13 protein-coding genes are annotated in these 17,969 nt (G+C 55.7%); 7 read left to right on the top strand and 6 right to left on the bottom strand.

The window, feature by feature from the left end; all coding sequences use genetic code 11:
* Positions 1-186: 186 nt before the first annotated feature.
* Entirely contained in the window at positions 187-660 is a 474-nt protein-coding gene (locus EHV07_RS00335; protein WP_147193750.1) for an Lrp/AsnC family transcriptional regulator, read from the bottom strand.
* Between the two features lie 180 nt (positions 661-840).
* Between EHV07_RS00335 and EHV07_RS00330 the strand changes: the two genes are divergently transcribed.
* The 3 genes from EHV07_RS00330 (at position 841) to EHV07_RS00320 (ending at position 2,941) form a co-directional block, all read left to right on the top strand.
* On the top strand, positions 841-1,263 hold the full coding sequence (locus EHV07_RS00330) for a DUF2000 domain-containing protein (RefSeq protein ID WP_147193748.1): 423 nt from the start codon (positions 841-843) through the stop codon (positions 1,261-1,263).
* A gap of 193 nt (positions 1,264-1,456) precedes the next feature.
* On the top strand, positions 1,457-2,005 hold the full coding sequence (locus tag EHV07_RS00325) for an isochorismatase family protein (RefSeq protein ID WP_147193747.1): 549 nt from the start codon (positions 1,457-1,459) through the stop codon (positions 2,003-2,005).
* A gap of 15 nt (positions 2,006-2,020) precedes the next feature.
* Positions 2,021-2,941, top strand: a complete 921-nt coding sequence (locus EHV07_RS00320) for a GlxA family transcriptional regulator (RefSeq protein WP_147193745.1) — start codon at positions 2,021-2,023, stop codon at positions 2,939-2,941.
* Positions 2,942-2,969: 28 nt separating this feature from the next.
* Here EHV07_RS00320 and malM read toward each other — a convergent pair whose 3' ends face one another.
* From malM to malK, 3 genes are read right to left on the bottom strand one after another with little or no spacing between them, the layout of a single operon-like run.
* Positions 2,970-3,851, bottom strand: coding sequence for a maltose operon protein MalM (gene malM / locus EHV07_RS00315; RefSeq protein WP_147193743.1), 882 nt, complete (start codon positions 3,849-3,851; stop codon positions 2,970-2,972).
* A gap of 14 nt (positions 3,852-3,865) precedes the next feature.
* On the bottom strand, positions 3,866-5,158 hold the full coding sequence (locus tag EHV07_RS00310) for a maltoporin (RefSeq protein WP_147200479.1): 1,293 nt from the start codon (positions 5,156-5,158) through the stop codon (positions 3,866-3,868).
* A 29-nt stretch (positions 5,159-5,187) separates the two neighbouring features.
* The gene (malK, locus tag EHV07_RS00305; protein WP_147193741.1) at positions 5,188-6,297 is read right to left on the bottom strand and encodes a maltose/maltodextrin ABC transporter ATP-binding protein MalK; all 1,110 of its coding nucleotides are present in this window, start codon (positions 6,295-6,297) and stop codon (positions 5,188-5,190) included.
* Between the two features lie 365 nt (positions 6,298-6,662).
* On the opposite strand from malK, the gene malE reads away from it, so the two are divergent.
* From malE to malG, 3 genes are all read left to right on the top strand, one after another.
* Positions 6,663-7,859: a maltose/maltodextrin ABC transporter substrate-binding protein MalE gene (gene malE, locus EHV07_RS00300; protein WP_147193739.1), complete on the top strand. Its 1,197-nt coding sequence runs from the start codon at positions 6,663-6,665 to the stop codon at positions 7,857-7,859.
* A 64-nt stretch (positions 7,860-7,923) separates the two neighbouring features.
* On the top strand, positions 7,924-9,468 hold the full coding sequence (gene malF, locus EHV07_RS00295; RefSeq protein WP_147193737.1) for a maltose ABC transporter permease MalF: 1,545 nt from the start codon (positions 7,924-7,926) through the stop codon (positions 9,466-9,468).
* 9 nt (positions 9,469-9,477) lie between these two features.
* Positions 9,478-10,368, top strand: coding sequence for a maltose ABC transporter permease MalG (malG, locus tag EHV07_RS00290; RefSeq protein WP_147193735.1), 891 nt, complete (start codon positions 9,478-9,480; stop codon positions 10,366-10,368).
* A 74-nt stretch (positions 10,369-10,442) separates the two neighbouring features.
* Here malG and malQ read toward each other — a convergent pair whose 3' ends face one another.
* Both malQ and malP read right to left on the bottom strand, forming a co-directional pair.
* Complete coding sequence (malQ, locus tag EHV07_RS00285) at positions 10,443-12,524, bottom strand: 4-alpha-glucanotransferase (RefSeq protein ID WP_147193733.1); 2,082 nt, start codon at positions 12,522-12,524, stop codon at positions 10,443-10,445.
* A 9-nt stretch (positions 12,525-12,533) separates the two neighbouring features.
* Positions 12,534-14,933 carry a maltodextrin phosphorylase gene (gene malP, locus EHV07_RS00280; protein WP_147193731.1) on the bottom strand — a complete coding sequence of 800 codons (2,400 nt, stop codon included), beginning with the start codon at positions 14,931-14,933 and terminating at the stop codon, positions 12,534-12,536.
* A gap of 298 nt (positions 14,934-15,231) precedes the next feature.
* Here malP and malT point away from each other — a divergent pair, with 298 nt between their 5' ends.
* Positions 15,232-17,964: an HTH-type transcriptional regulator MalT gene (gene malT / locus EHV07_RS00275; RefSeq protein WP_147193729.1), complete on the top strand. Its 2,733-nt coding sequence runs from the start codon at positions 15,232-15,234 to the stop codon at positions 17,962-17,964.
* Positions 17,965-17,969 lie beyond the last annotated feature (5 nt).

Here is a 17,969-nt window from a genome sequence, read left to right as displayed (position 1 = left end):
GTGATAAAATTATGATATTTAATCGGATGAAAAATCTGAATAAATACCACCGTTACTATCAATAGCGGTCAAAATTGATAAAAATTAAGTAAGATGAAAAAATAAAATGATGCACTGCCGATATGAAAATGACGGGGTTTAACTTCTCGCCGTTTAGCCGCTCTGATTGCTACAGTAGCGGCTGTCTTATCCCAGCGTTTTTTTAATCGGATAAGCGATCAACGGCTTAATTTCTTTTAGCACAAACATACTTTGCATTTCTTTGATCCCAGGCAGGCGGCGAACCACCGACATGGCAAAGTCGGCATAAGAATCCAGATCCTGGGCCACTACCTGCAACAGGAAATCGGCATCGCCGCCAATACTGTAGCAGGCCACCACGTCTTCCAGCGCGGTGACTTCCTCTTCAAATTTCCTCGCTTCGGCCTCGCTGTGACTGTCGATGGCTACGCGAATGAACACCATCACGCCAAGCCCGATTTTTTTACGATTCAGCACGGCCCGGTAGCCCTGAATCACTTCATCCTCTTCAAGCTTGCGCACTTTTCGCCAGCAGGGAGAGGCAGACATGCCGATTTTTTCAGCCAGAACCTGATTAGTGATGCGTGCATCGTCCTGCAAAAGCTTCAGGATTTTCATTTCTGTCGTGACTAACACCATCGTGGTCCAGTCCTTTCTTTTCTTGGCTTTAAAGCGGTAATTTTTACCGAAGCGGGCGGCAGCAGCAAGCGATACAGGTCACAAATACCCGCGGTGCTGAGGCATAATTGTTTTCACAAAATTAATGCTTTACCCGCTCTTTCTGCAATCGTTCATAGCGTACAACCCCAGGGGAAACCGATGAAATTCGACGCCAGTCAGCATCGCTGTACCATTATTATTGATAAAGATCTTCCCGCCGGACTCGCCATCAATGCGGCGAGCGTTATCGGCATCAGCTTTGGCCGCACCATGGAAAATCTGGTCGGTCCGGATATGCAATCCCTTGATGCGGTTAACTATCCCGGCGTTATTTACAGCCCGTTGCCGGTGCTGCTGGCAGCGGGCGACACTATTCAGGCGTTGCAGTACATTGCTGAGGAGGATGCGGATATTTATGCCATGCCTTTTAGCGCGCTGGCGCAGTCCTGTAAAACTTATAAGGAGTATGGCGAAAGGATTTCTTCGGTTAGCAGCGATAATATTGAACTGGTGGCGATTGGCCTGATCGGCCCAAAGAAAAAGATTGCTAAGTTAACCGGCAATCTGCCGCTTTATAAATAGTTTATTGCCCAGTCAGGCTTTCGGGCCTGACGCTTACCCAGCACGACTTTAAAGCCATTGCTCTTTATCCGCTCATTTTCCCCTGCCAGATCACTGGTCCTTCCCTGTCCCGATCGTGTCCGTTTCTGGCCTGTTTATCCCCCCTGTTTCCCGCCATTATTGCCTTCCAGCCCTTTTCCTGCGGAGTCCGTAAATGACCCATACCGTGCTATTAGTGATTGACGCTCAGTGCTCTTTCTATCATCGTGGCTATCAGGAAACGTTGGACACGCCCGCCTTCGAACAAAAGCTCAGCCAGCTGATTGCAGGCTGTCAGCAAAGCGAAATTCCGATCGTTGATGTGTTCCATGTTGAGCCAGAAGGCCCGTTCTCGCTGGCGTCAGGACGGGTTGAACGCCTGCCGTTTCTCAATCATCAGGCGGCATATAGCGTGCAGAAAAAGGTCCATAACGCGTTAACTGAATCGGGGCTGGAAAGCTGGCTGCGAGAACACGCTGTGAAACACCTTATTATCAGCGGATTGCGCACCGAGCAGTGCTGCGAAACCACGGCGCGCGTGGCGTCCGATTTGGGTTATCAGGTGACTTTTGTCACTGAGGCCACGCTGACTTTCCCCATTACCCATAACGGGACAACGTTGAGCATCGCCGATTTACGCCATCACACTGAAAGCGTGCTGATAAACCGCTTCGCTAAGATTGCCAGCGTGGAAGAATGTCTGAATGACCTGAAATTGCCTTAAGGCACGGAGCTGATATTGGCTATCCCGGTATGGTTTTTAACGCTACCTGGCGTGATGATGCTGGATATTAGCGGTCCGGCAGAGACGCTACAGCTGGCAAAGGGCGCATTCAGCCTGCACTACATCGGCCCAGACGAATGTGTCTCAACCTCTACCGGGATGATGATCGGTCATCTTGCGCCGTTGCCGGACAGTTTACCGGCAGGCAGCCTGCTGGTTGTGCCGGGAATGGCGGATTCCAGCGTTTCGTTTGATACGCCGCAGGCTATGGCCGCGCGCCATTGGCTGATGCGGATGCAGCCCGCGATCCACGCGCGGGAAATCACCCTGGTTTGCATCTGTTCGGGTTCAATCCTGGCTGCACGTAGCGGCCTGCTGCACGGCGTACAGTGCACCACGCACCATGATGTAGTTTCACGGCTGAAAAGCGCCGAACCGGCGGCTATCGTCAAAGAAAATCGCATATTTATGGAGGATCGCGGCATCTGGACCAGCGCAGGCATTACGGCGGGCATCGATCTGGCGCTGCATCTGATTCATCGGCTGTGTGGCTCGCAGATGGCACTGGATGTCGCCCGTGAAATGGTGGTCTGGTTCCGTCGTTCAGGCGACGATCCCCAGCTGTCGCCGTGGCTACGCTATCGCAACCATATCAACCCGGCGATTCATCGCACCCAGGATTTACTGATTGCCCAACCGGAGCAGGCGTGGCCGCTGGAGAAAATTGCCGGTCGCGTTCACGTCAGCGCCCGGCATCTGACGCGACTGTTCAGACAGCATTTAGGGATTAGCGTAAAGGATTATCATGAGCAGCTAAGGCTGGCGATTGCCCAGCAGCAGCTCCAGCAAGGCGAAGGCGTGGAAAAAGCGGCGCTGTCGGCAGGATTTTCGTCCTCGCGACAGCTGAGGCGGGCGCTCCAGCGCTGGCAGGAGTAATGTCCGGGCAAAAAACCCGGACGTTATGTTAATGCTTAACGCTGTCAATAAAGGTTTTACGCGCCGTTTTTGAACCCAGCCGCTCGGCTTCGTTCAGCAGCTTCAACGCTTTATCCACGTCTCCGGCCTTGATGGCGTTTTTAATCGCCTCGTTAAAATAAGCGTCCGATTCTGCCAGCATTGGTTCCGCCGGTTTAGCCGGAGGAGCCGATTCTGGCCGGACGCTATTGCCAACGACAGCCGGCGCTGCGGGTGCCGGATCGGATGAAGGGAACAGCTGGCCGATCATCACGTTACCGGCTTTTTGCTCAGCCGTAACCTTCAGGCTGAGCGTGCCGCCAGGCGTATGTCGCGCAACGGGATCCGGGATATCCGGCACCGCATTGCTCACGCCCGCCGCATAGGCTTTGGCAGGGTTAACCATCTGCGTGGTAGCCTGCAAATCCTGCTGCGTGGTGTAGACCAGCAGATAGATCTGTTTCTGTCCCAGCGCAGGCGTCAGCTTCAGCGTTCCTTCCAGCCGATCGCTGGACACCAGGCCAGGCGGCTGATAGGGGAAATAGCTGGCAGGATAAAACGCCGCCGGACGCATCTGCTCGTCAAGTACCAGCACGTTAGGCGCATACACCGTTTTACCCGTTACCAGGCTGGTTAACACAATTTCCAGCGACCCGCGATCGGCAGGCAAAGAGAAGGCCGCCGCCGCGCCCTGAATTTCACCCTGGCCGATCCGCGTTGTAGACGTATTGAGCACGACGTCCTGCGTGATTGGCGGTACCAGCGGCGTCCACGTGAGGCTATGTAGCGTCTGGGCAGAAATTTTCGGTGCCGCAGCCGCATCCTGTTGAGCAGCTTGCGCGCCAGCGATCAGACTTAGCGACAGACACAGAGACAGCAGCGTTTTTTTCATTTGGGATCCCTCGATTACCACCAGACTTCCATCTGCGCGCCAAAGGCTATTTCATCATCGTTGCCACGGCTGTAGGTACGGGCAGTCGTATCGTTCATCGCCAGACCATTGTTGACGCCGCTGTCGGTGTCATAGCCCCATTTCTCATCCCAGTTTGCGTAGGTAGCAAACACGCGGATTGCCGGCCGTGACCAGATGCTGTCACCCGCCTGCCACTGCTGCGCCAGCGTCACTTTATACTGGCCGTTGCGGTCGCCGGTACGCTGCGATTTGACGTTGTCGTAGCCCACTTCCAGCAGGGTGCTCATGATCGGCGTCCATTTGTACATCGGCCGTACCCCAACGGTGTACCAGGTCGTCCCGTTATTGTTGTCGCGGTCCGTATCCTGATACATCGCCACGTACATCAGTCCCCATTTATCGTTGAAATCCAGCGCGCCGTGGTCGAGGAGACGCAGCATACTGCCGTTATTATTGATGGCCGCACCGGAAGAGTGTCCGTTAGCCGTGCCCGTGCTTTCAGCAGTCATCGAATCTGCGGCATATTGCACAACCAGCTTGTTATAGCCGTTATAGATGCTTTGCGTGTGCTCAGCCGTCAGCAGCCAGCCGTCTTTGGTTGCATCGTCGGCCAGCGAGTAGCCATCGCGAGCATTGGCGCGGCCGTAATCCACACCCAGCTCCAGCACGCCGCCGGGATTGGTTTGCAGTCCGGCCAGACGCACGTCGAACACGTCGTTGGACGTTGGCAGTTCGTCACGCTGATCGGCGATATAGCCAAAAGAGCCGCCGCTTTCGGTGTTGCGCGTTGCGGCAAAAGAGAGCTTACCGAAGCCAACGTCAATATCTTCCAGACCTGCGCCAGGACCGGAGATATCCCAATAGTAAAAGTCGATCATGTGCACGTCATGACGCTGATAGAAGCGCTTACCGGCCCACATCGTCGCGCCCGGCAGCCATTCAATCAGGTTCTTGCCTTTTACGTTGGCTTCGCGGAAAGCCGGATCGGTCGCTTCCCAGTCGTTCTGCTGCGACACCGAGTAGGCGACGTTGGTATCAAAATAGAAGCTTTTATCCCCTTCTTTCCACACTTCCTGCCCAAGCTTTAATTCCGCATAGGTTTCACATTCATTACCCAGACGATACTTGCTCTCCGCGCCGGTCGCTTTAAAACACTGCTGCTCGCCGCCGCTGCCGGACCAGCCGATACCGGAACGGGCGTAACCGGTAAAATCTACCGCCATCGCCTGTGTGGAAAGCGCGGCTGCCACGGCCAGCGCCAGAGAGGAATTACGTATTATTATCATCATCTTCTCCTGTAGGGGGACTTGTGCATTTAAACGCCAGGCTCGGGATGTAACCGACGGCAGGCCGTCCCGTCTTCACGGAACAGATGACAGCGGTGCGGCGGCAAGCCGATGGCGAAAGTTGCACCTTCTTCTACCAGCACCACGTCGTTCTGGCGGTAGACCAGGTTCTGACGGATTGCCGGGATTTGGATGTGGATCTGCGTTTCATTGCCCAGCTGTTCGACCACCTGCACGTCGCCCGTGAGCTGTATTTCAGCGCCCTCGCCCGGCAACAAATGCTCGGGTCGCACGCCCAGCGACAGATTGCTGCCCGGCATCACGTCGTCGCCTCTCACTTTCAGCCAGACCCACTGCCCGTCGGGCAGCTCAATCTGTACGCGTTCAGGCTCGACGGCGATCGTCTTCACCGGCAGGAAGTTCATTCTGGGAGAGCCGATAAAACCGGCGACGAAGCGGTTAGCGGGATAGTGGTAAAGCGCCAGCGGACGACCGACCTGCACAATGCGTCCGGCGTTGAGCACCACGATTTTGTCGGCCAGCGTCATCGCTTCAACCTGATCGTGGGTGACGTAAATCATCGTGCGTTTCAGCCGCTTGTGCAGGCGTGAAATCTCAATGCGCATCTGCACACGCAGCGCGGCATCCAGATTGGAAAGCGGTTCATCGAGCAGAAATACCGTCGGTTCTGCCACCAGCGTACGGCCAATCGCCACGCGCTGGCGCTGACCGCCTGAAAGCGCTTTCGGGCGACGATCCAGTAAATGAGCAAGCTGTAAGATTTCAGATACCTGATTGACCCGCCGCTCGGTTTCCTCTTTTTTGGTTCGGGCCAGCTTGAGGCCAAAAGACATGTTTTCGGCGACCGTCAGATGCGGATAGAGCGCGTAAGACTGGAACACCATGCCGATGCCTCGTTCGGCGGGGGGCACCTCATTCATCCGCTTGTTGCCAATTTTCAGCTCGCCGGAACTGATCTCTTCCAGCCCGGCAATCATTCGTAGCAGGGTGGATTTACCGCAGCCGGACGGCCCGACGAATACCACAAACTCGCCCTGCTCAATCTCCAGATTGATGTCGCTGGAGATGGTTGTTTCGCCAAAGACTTTACTTACGCCGCTAAGGGAAACGTTCGCCATCCTGTACTCCTTGCCGTCCGCCAGAAAACTGATTGCTCCGAAGCATGCCGCGGTGTGTGTCAGGCGTAATCCTCCATGGGCCGGTTTTTACTGGCGGAGAGGCGGGGAGGAGGAGAAACGCGACTCGCGGGCCCATCCCGTCGCTGAAAGCACAATTTCGTGATCCCTGTTGCAAAAAACGCGGACTGATTTTGTGAAGCAGCAGTCATTGGTCCGCGCCCGTGCAGGCGAAGTCACAGTTTGAAGACCGGGGGCGTAGGCTGGAGGAGGATGAAGCCGAAGCCAGCGGAACGCACACTGGCCCGACCCTCTTTTCCGTCTGCGACGTGAAGAAACCTACGGCTTACAGGTATAAGGATTCGCTCATGCTCAGTATCAAAAACATCGCAAAAAACACCATGGCGCTATCGGCGCTGGCTACACTGGCGCTCTCGCCTGCCGCCTTCGCCAAAATCGAGGAAGGAAAGCTGGTGATCTGGATCAACGGCGACAAGGGCTATAACGGCCTGGCGGAAGTAGGGAAAAAGTTTGAACGGGATACGGGTATCAAGGTCACGGTTGAGCATCCTGACAAGCTGGAAGAGAAGTATCCCCAGGTGGCCGCGACCGGCGATGGCCCCGATATCATTTTTTGGGCGCATGACCGTTTTGGCGGCTATGCCCAGTCTGGCCTGGTGGCTGAAGTGAGCCCTGACCCGGCATTTAAGGACAAACTGTTCCCGTTCACCTGGGATGCGGTGACCTTTAACGGCAAGCCGATTGGTTATCCGGTGGCGGTGGAATCCCTCTCGCTGATTTACAACAAAGATTTGATTAAAGAAGCGCCTGAGACCTGGGAAGAAATTCCGGCGCTGGATAAAACGCTGCGTGCCAAAGGTAAAAGCGCCATCATGTGGAATCTTCAGGAGCCCTATTTTACCTGGCCGGTGATTGCGGCTGATGGCGGCTACGCCTTTAAATATGTCGACGGCAAATACGATATCAAAAATACCGGCGTCAATAATGCCGGTTCGCTGGCTGGCCTACAGTTCATCGTTGATTTAGTGAAAAACAAACATATCAACGCCGATACCGATTATTCGATTGCCGAAGCGGCCTTTAATAAAGGCCAGACGGCGCTGACTATCGACGGCCCCTGGGCCTGGGCCAACCTTGATAAAAGCAAAATCAACTATGGCGTGGCGGTTCTGCCCACCTTCCACGGTAAGCCATCCAAACCCTTTGTCGGCGTGCTGACCGCAGGCATCAACGCCGCCAGCCCAAACAAAGAGCTGGCGAAAGAGTTTCTGGAAAATTATCTGATTACCGATGAGGGGCTGGCGATGGTAAATAAAGACAAGCCGCTCGGTGCCGTGGCGCTGAAATCTTATCAGGCGAAGCTGGAGCAGGATCCACGTATTGCTGCCACCATGACTAACTCGAAAAACGGCGAAATCATGCCGAACATCCCGCAAATGAGTGCATTCTGGTATGCCGAGCGCAGCGCGATCGTCAACGCCGTTAACGGTCGTCAGACCGTGCCGCAGGCGCTGAAAGATGTCGAAACACGCCTTACCCGATAACCTTCGCCTCTGCTGAATAAGGGGCAGCCTTTAACGGCTGCTCCCTCTCGAAAAGGATAGCGCCATGCCTCTGGCTCACCCTCGCCGTTCTGACAGAAGATCGCTGCTACGCCGCGCGCCCGGCGGCGCTGTCATCACTCTTTTTGCCCTGCTGGCCGGCTACTTAATCGTGCTGATGTACGCGCGGGGAGAATACCTTTTCGCCATGCTCACGCTGGTACTTTCCGGCCTGGGTCTGTTTATCTATGGCAATCGCCGCGCCTATACCTGGCGCTATATCTATCCGGGCCTGGCCGGTATGGCGCTGTTTGTGCTGTTCCCGCTGGTTTGCACTATTGTCATCGCGTTTACCAACTACAGCAGTCTGCATCAAATGACCTTCGAACGGGCACAAAGCGTCCTGCTGGAAAGGCAGTTTCGTGCGGATAAAGCCTGGAATTTTGCGCTCTGGCCGACAGGTGAAAAATGGCGGCTGACGCTAATCTCGCCTGAAAACGGCGACGTACTGGTCTCGCCACCTTTCGCCTTTACGCCTGATGCGCCGCAAACGCTGACCATGACAAAACAGGCCGCGCCGACGGGTGAAAAAGCGGGACTGCGGATCGTGACGCAAAATCGTCAGGCGCTGGGCCAGCTGGCTGCACAGCTGCCTGATGGCACGCTGCTGCGAATGAGCTCGCTGCGGCAGTTTTCCGGCACCCAGCCGCTTTATCAGCTGGGAAAGGATGGCAAACAGCTGACCAATATCCAGAACGGGAAAGTTTATCAGCCTGATATGCGCACCGGCTTTTATCAGTCGGCGGATGCGGAAGTGCTCAGTCCCGGCTTTACCGTCGGCATTGGCTGGAAAAACTTTCTGCGCGTCTTTCAGGATGAGGGGATCCAGAAACCGTTCCTGTCGATTTTTGTCTGGACGGTGATTTTTTCTCTACTGACGGTGGTACTTACGACTGCGGTCGGGATGGTACTGGCGTGCGTAGTGCAGTGGGATGCGCTGAAAGGCAAAGCGGTTTACCGCATGCTGCTGATCCTGCCCTACGCCGTCCCTGCTTTTATCTCAATACTGATTTTCAAAGGCTTATTTAACCAGAGCTTTGGCGAAATCAACCTTCTCCTCGGCAGCCTGTTCGGCATCAAGCCCGCCTGGTTTAGCGATCCGCTGACCGCGAAAACCATGCTGATTATCGTCAACACCTGGCTGGGCTACCCCTATATGATGATTTTGTGTATGGGGCTGTTAAAAGCCATTCCCGACGATCTTTATGAGGCGTCGGCAATGGACGGCGCAACGCCCATACAAAACTTTTTCCTGATCACGCTGCCGCTGCTGATCAAGCCGCTTACGCCGCTGATGATTGCCAGCTTTGCCTTTAACTTTAATAACTTTGTGCTGATCCAGCTGCTCACCAACGGCGGCCCCGATCGAATCGGCACCACGACGCCTGCGGGCCATACCGATTTACTGGTCAGCTACACCTGGCGCATCGCCTTTGAAGGCGGCGGCGGACAGGATTTTGGTCTGGCTGCCGCTATCGCCACGCTGATTTTCCTGCTGGTCGGCGCGCTGGCGATAATCAACCTGAAAGTATCCCGCATGAAATTTGATTGAGGAGGCAATATGGCGATGGTAAAACCGAAGTCACAGCGCATCAGACTGTTGATAACGCACCTTTTTCTGCTGGGCTTTATCGCCCTGATCCTGTTTCCGCTGCTGATGGTTTTTGCCATTTCGCTGCGGCCCGGTAATTTTGCCACCGGCAGCCTGATCCCGGAAACCCTCTCATGGGATCACTGGAAACTGGCGCTGGGTATCGCTATTACCAATGATGACGGCAGCATTACCCCGCCGCCGTTTCCGGTGATGCTCTGGCTGTGGAATTCGGTGAAGATTGCGGTGATAACCGCCGTCGGTATCGTGGCGCTTTCCACCACCTGCGCCTACGCCTTTGCACGCATAAAGTTTCGCGGTAAAAGTACGCTGCTGAAAGGCATGCTGATTTTTCAGATGTTCCCTGCCGTGCTGTCGCTGGTGGCGCTTTATGCCCTGTTTGACCGCCTTGGCCTCTATCTGCCTTTCCTTGGACTGAATACCCACGGCGGCGTGATTTTTGCCTATATGGGCGGTATTGCCCTGCATGTCTGGACCATTAAAGGCTATTTTGAATCCATTGATAATTCGCTGGAAGAGGCGGCGGCGCTGGATGGCGCAACGCCGTGGCAGGCGTTCCGGCTGGTGCTGCTACCGCTCTCGGTGCCGATTCTGGCAGTGGTGTTTATTTTGTCGTTTATCGCTGCCATTACTGAAGTGCCGGTGGCTTCGCTGCTGCTGCGCGATGTTAACAGCTATACGCTGGCGGTCGGCATGCAGCAGTACCTCAACCCGCAAAACTATTTATGGGGCGATTTCGCCGCTGCCGCTATTCTCTCCGCCATTCCTGTGACGGCCGTGTTTTTGCTTGCACAACGCTGGCTGGTGGGAGGGTTAACCGCCGGGGGCGTGAAGGGGTAATACCGTGCTGGCTCATGTCGCTTGCGCTTTGAGTTGGTCAGTAATCTAAAGGGTGGCCTTTCGGCCACCCTTTTCTAATTCACCGATACCTTACGGCGTCGGTGGTTCACATCGCTGATTAACGCGTTCACTTCAGGGTCGGCAAACATCGCTTCCAGCGTCGAAGTCAGTTTACGCCGCCAGTTTGGGTACTCGCTGCTGGTGCCGGGAACGTTAACCGGCGTTGGCATATCCAGCCAGTCCTCGGGCTGCAAGCCGAGCAGCGCGCTGGCGCTGTCGGCGACATAGCGTTGCAGACCAAGACGGATCGCGGGCGTCAGCGAGGTGAGTTCCGCCTTCCTTTCACTTGTTGCAGGAATGCAGCCGTACTGATGCAAACTGTCGAGCAGGCTTTGACGCGCGCTGGCCCGATCGGCATAAAGCGCCTGTAAAACCCCTTTATCAGGATACAAACCCAGCTTCTCTCCCAGCGCCAGATCGTCGCTTTGCCAGTAGCCGCGCAGCGTCGGCAAATCATGCGTGGTCAGCGTGGCCATCGCCTGAAGCGGCCAGGATTGTGGAGCACGAAAGCTGTTCTGCGCATCGCGCTCAAACCAGAGCACTTTCCAGGAGTAGATGCCGGCTTCGCGCAGCTTGCTGACAATTTCCAGCGGCACGGTCCCCAAATCTTCGCCGATGACCATGCAGCGATGCCGCTGGCTTTCCAGCGCCAGAATCGCCAATAAATCGTCAACCGGATAGTGGACGTAAGCGCCTTTATCCGCCGTCTCTCCCTCCGGGATCCACCACAGGCGCAGCAGCGCCATCACATGATCGATCCGCAAAGCGCCACAGTGGATCATGTTCGATCGCAACAGCTCAATAAAAGGCTGACAGGCACGGTCAACCAGGGTGCGGGGGTCCATTGGCCGCAAATCCCAGTCCTGCCCGTTTGGCCCGAGGATATCCGGCGGGGCGCCCACCGACGCCTTCAGGCAGTAAAGCTCGCCGTCGCTCCAGGTTTCAGCGCCCGAGGCCACCACGCCGACGGCCAAATCGCGATACAAACCTATCGGCATCTGACGGCTCAGCTGATAACAGCGTGCAAGCTGCGCTTCGGCCAGCCATTGCAGCCAGAGATAAAACTCCACCTCCAGCGCGTGCTGTTCACAAAAGGCTTTGACCGCCGGACCACGCGCGTCGCGATACGCTTCCGGCCACTGGCTCCATCCCTGCGCCTGGCCGCTTTCCTGAAGAAAATGCGCGTACAGCGCGTCACAGGCGGCCTGTAACCAGAGGCTTTCGCCTCCCTGTGCAATAAAGTGGGAAAATGCCTGTCGTTCCGCATCCTGCGGGTGACGGCCAAGAAATTGCGGCCACGCCAGCCTTAGCGCTGCCAGCTTCAACGCCATCACCTGGGTATAATCGACCTCGTCAGTTTCCCGCGCCGCCCGAACGGCCTGCTGCGTCTCAGCAGAAAGCCACCAACGCTGTGCGGCTGCGCTTAAGCGAAAGTCTGTCACCGCGCTGACATCAATATAAATGATGTTCAGCCAGCGGCGGGATGAAGGACTGTACGGGCTGGCTGCTTCAGGGTCACCCGGACAGAGCGCATGGATAGGGTTAAGGCCGACAAAGGCACCGCCCCGGGCGGCAATATTCTCCACCAGCAAGGACAGGTCACCGAAGTCGCCGATGCCCCAGTTATGCGCCGAGCGCAGCGTATAAAGCTGAACACAGACGCCCCAGAGTTTTTTACCCGCCAGCAAAGCGTCCGGTTCGTAACAGCGTTTTGGTGCCACAACGATCCGGCATTCCCAGCTTTGCCCGGCGCGGGTCAGCGTCAGAAGGTGATAGCCCATCGGCAGGTTTTCCGGCAGTGCCAGCGTCATGTTGCCGTTGACTCTGCCGTGTCGCGTTGCACCCTGCTCCTGGCAAAAATGCCAGTGATACTCGCCTTCTCCCTCGACCGGCAACGCAAAGCGTCCGCCGCTGATAAACACTTTTACCGTCGGCACTGGCCTTGCCGTCTGTCGGCGTTCAACGCTCCAGCCCATCGCTTTTAACAGCTCGCGCCGGGTTTCTGCGGAGATCGGCTGCGGCTTGCCGTGAGCGTTAATAAAACCGGAAGCGATGCCCGCCTCGGTGGCGGCCTGCTCCAGTACGTTCTCTTCCATATGCACCCCTTAGCGCTTCGCCTGCCAGATCCGCTGTTGATAGTCACGGATCGCCCGGTCCGAGCTGAACATCCCTACTCTGGCCGTATTCAGAATGGTGCTGCGAGTCCACTGCTGCGGATCGCCATACAGCGCATCCACCTGCCGCTGTGCAGCGCAATAACCGGCAAAGTCCGCCAGCACTAAATAAGGGTCGCCGCCGTCAAGCAGGCTATCCAGCATCGGTTTGAACGCCTCTTTGTCACCGTCGCTGAAAAAGCCGTTTTCCAACTCGGTCAGCAGGCTATTGAGATGCTTATCTTTTTTACGCACGCTCAGCGGCTTGTAGCCTTTGTGGAGCAGCGCTTTTACTTCATCCACGCTATGGCCGAAGATAAAAATATGTTCACTGCCTACCTGTTCAGCAATCTCCACGTTCGCACCGTCGAGCGTGCCAACCGTGATCGCGCCGTTTAGCGCCAGCTTCATATTGCCGGTGCCGGAAGCTTCCTTACCTGCGGTAGAAATTTGTTCTGATACGTCGGCTGCCGGGATCATCAGTTCAGCCACCGAGACTTTGTAATCAGGAATAAAGACCACCTTCAGACGGTCGCCAATCCGCGGGTCCTGGTTAATTTTTTCCGCCACTTTGTTGATGGCATAGATAATGTTTTTTGCCAGGTAATAACCGGGGGCGGCCTTTGCCCCGAACAGGAAAACGCGCGGAACGGTTTCGAGCTGCGGATTGTCGCGAAGCTGACGATAAAGCGAGAGAATATGCAGCAAATTCAGGTGCTGACGTTTGTACTCATGCAGGCGTTTGATCTGCACATCAAATATCGCCTCCGTATTCAGCGTGATCCCCATCGTTCGCTGTACATACGCTGCCAGCCTTTGCTTGTTTTCACGCTTGATTTGCCGATAGCGCTGCTGAAAATGCTTATCGTCGGCAAAAGCCTCCAGCCCTTTCAACGCGTCGAGATCCGTTACCCATTCAGCATTTAGTTTGCTGTCGACAAGCGCAGCGAGCGCAGGATTACACTGTTTCAGCCAGCGACGCGGCGTGATGCCGTTGGTGACGTTATGGAATTTTTCCGGCCACAGCTGGTGATAATGGGGAAACAGATCTTTCACCACCAGATCGGAATGCAGCGCGGCAACGCCATTGACGGCGAACCCACTGACCACGCACAGATTAGCCATTCGCACCTGCTGGTTATGATGGATGGCGACGTTATCCCAGACGCTGGCATCATTTGGCCAGCGCTTCTCCACCTGCTTTTTGAAACGTGCGTTAATCTGTTTAATCAGCGAGAAATGACGCGGCAGCAGGCTGCGCATCAGTTTTTCATCCCAGCACTCCAGCGCTTCCGGCATCAGCGTGTGGTTGGTATAGGCGAAAGTGCGGCTGACAATCGACCAGGCCCGATCCCAGTCGAGCTGATGTTCATCCAGTAAAATGCGCAGCAGTTCCGGGATGGCGATAGTCGGATGGGTATCGTTTAGCTGAATGACCTCAAACTGCGGCAAATCTTCAATTTTTCGCCCGAGTGCGTGATGGCGACGCAGAATGTCCGCTACTGAGCAGGCACACTGAAAATATTGCTGCATCAGGCGCAGGCGCTTGCCCGGCTGGTGATTATCGTTCGGATAAAGCACTTTAGTCAGCTTCTCCGCTTCAATTCCGTGCCGCTCAGCCTTCAGGAATTCACCGTCGTTAAAGAGAGCGAGATCGAAAGGGTACATGGCGCTCGCCTGCCACAGGCGCAGCGGCTGAGTAATGCCATTTTGATAACCGACTACCGGCAGGTCGCTTGCCTCGCCTTTTAATGAGAACGCAGGTTGCCAGCGCTCGCCGCCTTTTGCCTCTTTAATCAGCTTGCCGCCGAAACCGACATTGACGGTCAGCGAACGATGCTGTCGGAACCAGGGATACGCCTCGCGATGCCAGCGGTCTGGCGCTTCCTGCTGCGTACCTTCGCTGAAAGACTGGCGGAACAGGCCATACTGGTAATTCAGCCCATAGCCAATAGCAGGCTGGCCGACGGTCGCCATCGAATCCAAAAAACAGGCGGCTAATCGTCCCAGCCCGCCATTTCCCAGCGCGGGATCGACCTCCTGCTCAAGCAGATCGCTCAGTTCAACCCCCTGCTGTTTCAGGAGCGCACTGACCTGCTCAAACCAGCCAAGATTGCTCAGGTTATTGGCCGTCAGTCGACCAATCAGGAACTCCATTGAAAGGTAATTAACATGCCGCTGCGGCGTGGCCGGAGCAACCGCAGGCAGGGCGTTTAACTGTTCGGCCAGCGCAGCGCTGACCGCCTGCCACCATTGATGCTGCGTCATTTCCTGCGCCTGACGCAGACCAAATCCTTGCCACTGGCGATCCAGCGCGGACAGGAACGTTGTTTGATTGAATTGAGCCTGCATGACTACCCCTCATGGTCCATAAATAGCCATCATGCTGCCGATTCATGCAGCGCTGAGCATCCTCCCGGCAGGGATTAGCCAGGGAGGAGAAACGGGGCGTAGGGGAAGGATGCTGCCGTTCGATTTTGGATAAGGCATGCGTATTTTGAAAAATGTGACGAAGTACGACTAAATGCAACATAAAAGCGTATCTTGCTTGCAATCAATACGTTGGAGGCGGACTTTAGAAAAATTGATTAATTACGGGCTTTGAAATAATTAGCCGACCCGCTGACAACCCTCATAAGAACCGAAAACTATGCTTATCCCTTCGAAACTGAGCCGTCCGATGCGGCTGCAAGATACGGTGGTACGCGAACGTTTACTGACCCGGCTTGCCGCCGTGCCGGAACATCGACTGACGCTGGTGACCAGCCCGGCAGGCTATGGCAAAACGACGCTGGTAGCGCACTGGGCAGCGGGGAAAAACGCGCTGGGCTGGTATTCGCTGGATGAGAGCGACAACCAGCCGGAGCGTTTCGCCAGCTATCTGATCGCGGCCATTCAGCAGGCTACCGGCGGCCACTGTGTGAAAAGCGAAGCCTTAAGCCAGAAGCATCAATATGCCAATCTGAACGCGCTGTTTGCCCAGCTGTTTGTCGAACTTGCCGAGTGGCATCAGCCGTTAACGCTGGTGATTGATGACTATCATCTGATTTCGAATGGGGATATTCATGAAGGAATGCGCTTTTTTTTACGCCATCAGCCTGAAAATTTTTCCCTGCTGCTGCTCTCACGTACCCTGCCTCCGCTGGGCATCGCCAATTTACGCGTGCGAGGCCAGCTGCTTGAATTAATCGTCTCCGAGCTGGCTTTTACCCACAGCGAAACCCAACAGTTTTTCGACTGTCGGCTGAAAGAGTCGATAGACAAAAGCGACAGCAACCGGCTCTGTGATGATGTTGCTGGCTGGGCAACCGCACTCCAGCTGATCGCGCTTTCCGCCAGCCAGTCCTCCACGCCCGCACTCCAGTCTACCCAGCAGTCTGCCCGCAAGCTGGCCGGTCTGAATGCCAGCCATTTATCACAATATCTGGTGGAAGAGGTGCTGGATCGAGTCGATGCGCCCACACGTGATTTTCTGCTGCGCTGCTCTCTGCTGCGCTCGATGAACGATGCGTTAATTGTCCACCTGACCGGCAGCGATAACGGGCAGCAGCGTCTGGAGGCGCTCGAAAGCCAGGGGCTGTTTATTCATCGTATGGACGATACCGGCGAGTGGTTTAATTTCCATCCTCTCTTCGCCTCTTTTTTGCGTCAGCGCTGCCAGTGGGAGCTGGCCTCCGCGCTGCCTGAAATTCACCGGGCTGCCGCAGAAGGCTGGCTGGCTCAGGGCTTTCCGGCCGAGGCCATTCATCACGCTTTAGGCGCGGAAGATACCGCCCTGCTGCGTAATATCCTGCTACAGCACGCCTGGTCGCTGTTCAACCAAAGCGAGCTGGCCCTGCTGGAAGAGTGTCTGAACGCGTTGCGTTACGACCAGCTTATCGTCAATCCCAAACTGGTGCTGTTGCAGGCCTGGCTGGTGCAAAGCCAGCATCGCTATGCCGAAGTCGATGCGTTGCTCTGCCGGGCGGAAAGCGAAATGCAGCGCAGAGATATGTCAATGACGCAGGATCTTGCTGCCGAATTTAATGCCCTTCGCGCACAGGTTGCCATTAATGATGGCCGTCAGGAAGAAGCCGGACGGCTGGCTACGGAAGCGCTGCGTTTTTTACCGCATGACAGCTACTACAGCCGCATTGTTGCCACGTCGGTAACGGGAGAAATTCAGCACTGCAAAGGCGATTTTGCTCGCGCTCTGCCGCTGATGCAGCAGACCGAGCAGATTGCCAGACGCTATCAGGTTTATCATTACGCGCTCTGGGCGCTGTTGCAGCAGAGTGAAATTCTGATTGCACAGGGATTTTTACAGGCCGCCTTCGAGATGCAGGATCGCGCATTCGAACTGGTGCATGAGCAGCACCTTGAACAGCTGCCGATGCACGAGTTTCTTCTGCGCCTGCGTTCTCAGGTACTTTGGTCATGGTCAAGGCTGGACGACGCAGAGAATGCCGCTCGCCAGGGACTGGAAGTGTTAAGCAACTTTCAGCCTCAGCAGCAGCTACAGTGCCTGGCCATGCTGGCTAAGTGCGCGCTCGCTCGCGGCCAGCTTGATAACGCGCAACACTATTTGCAACGTTGCGAAGAGCTGATGAAAACCGGCCAATACCACATCGACTGGATCACCAACACCGATAAAATTCGGGTGATTTACTGGCAGCTTACCGACAATAAAATCGCCGCGCGGCGCTGGTTGCAGCAGGCGCGCAAGCCCGGCATGGCGGACAATCATTTTCAGCAGGGCCAGTGGCGGACGATTGCGCGGGTACAAATTCTGCTGGAGCAGTTCAGCGAGGCGGAAGTTGTGCTGGACGAGCTAAACAGCGATGCGCGCCAGCTGCACCTGATCAGCGATCTGAACCGTAATCTGCTGCTGAGCAACCTGCTGTACTGGCAAACGGGAAGAAAAAGCGACGCGCAACGCGTATTGATTGAAGCGCTGGGCCTGGCCAACCGCACCGGTTTTATCAGCCATTTCGTGCTTGAAGGCGAGATGATGGCGCAGCAGCTGAGGCAGTTGCTACAGCTGAACCTGCTGCCGGAGCTGGAACAACGACGAGCGCAGCAGATCCTGCGCGAATTAAATCAGCATCATCGCCATAAGTTCGCCCATTTTGACGAGGGGTTTGTCTCGAAACTGCTGACCCATCCGCAGGTGCCGGAGCTGATCCGCACCAGCCCGCTAACCCAGCGGGAATGGCAGGTGCTGGGGCTAATCTACTCGGGATACAGCAACGAGCAGATAGCCGGGGAACTGGACGTAGCGGCCACCACCATCAAAACGCACATCCGTAATCTTTATCAGAAAATGGGCATCGCGCACCGGCAGGATGCGGTACAGCAGGCCCGTCATCTGCTTGAGGTGATGGGCTATGGCGCGCTGGCATAGTGGCC

It is taken from the genome of Pantoea sp. CCBC3-3-1 (assembly GCF_007981265.1).
Taxonomy (GTDB): domain Bacteria; phylum Pseudomonadota; class Gammaproteobacteria; order Enterobacterales; family Enterobacteriaceae; genus Erwinia.
Note: the sequence above shows the minus strand (reverse complement) of the source record. Positions and strands in the feature narration are given on the sequence as shown.

What these genes read in the sequence shown, in the direction of transcription:
- EHV07_RS00335 (WP_147193750.1), bottom strand. Translation starts at nt 660, where the DNA reads ATGGTGTTAGTCACGACAGAAATGAAAATCCTGAAGCTTTTGCAGGAC.
- EHV07_RS00330 (WP_147193748.1), top strand. Translation starts at nt 841, where the DNA reads ATGAAATTCGACGCCAGTCAGCATCGCTGTACCATTATTATTGATAAA.
- EHV07_RS00325 (WP_147193747.1), top strand. Translation starts at nt 1,457, where the DNA reads ATGACCCATACCGTGCTATTAGTGATTGACGCTCAGTGCTCTTTCTAT.
- malM (WP_147193743.1), bottom strand. Translation starts at nt 3,851, where the DNA reads ATGAAAAAAACGCTGCTGTCTCTGTGTCTGTCGCTAAGTCTGATCGCT.
- EHV07_RS00310 (WP_147200479.1), bottom strand. Translation starts at nt 5,158, where the DNA reads ATGATAATAATACGTAATTCCTCTCTGGCGCTGGCCGTGGCAGCCGCG.
- malK (WP_147193741.1), bottom strand. Translation starts at nt 6,297, where the DNA reads ATGGCGAACGTTTCCCTTAGCGGCGTAAGTAAAGTCTTTGGCGAAACA.
- malE (WP_147193739.1), top strand. Translation starts at nt 6,663, where the DNA reads ATGCTCAGTATCAAAAACATCGCAAAAAACACCATGGCGCTATCGGCG.
- malF (WP_147193737.1), top strand. Translation starts at nt 7,924, where the DNA reads ATGCCTCTGGCTCACCCTCGCCGTTCTGACAGAAGATCGCTGCTACGC.
- malG (WP_147193735.1), top strand. Translation starts at nt 9,478, where the DNA reads ATGGCGATGGTAAAACCGAAGTCACAGCGCATCAGACTGTTGATAACG.
- malQ (WP_147193733.1), bottom strand. Translation starts at nt 12,524, where the DNA reads ATGGAAGAGAACGTACTGGAGCAGGCCGCCACCGAGGCGGGCATCGCT.
- malP (WP_147193731.1), bottom strand. Translation starts at nt 14,933, where the DNA reads ATGCAGGCTCAATTCAATCAAACAACGTTCCTGTCCGCGCTGGATCGC.
- malT (WP_147193729.1), top strand. Translation starts at nt 15,232, where the DNA reads ATGCTTATCCCTTCGAAACTGAGCCGTCCGATGCGGCTGCAAGATACG.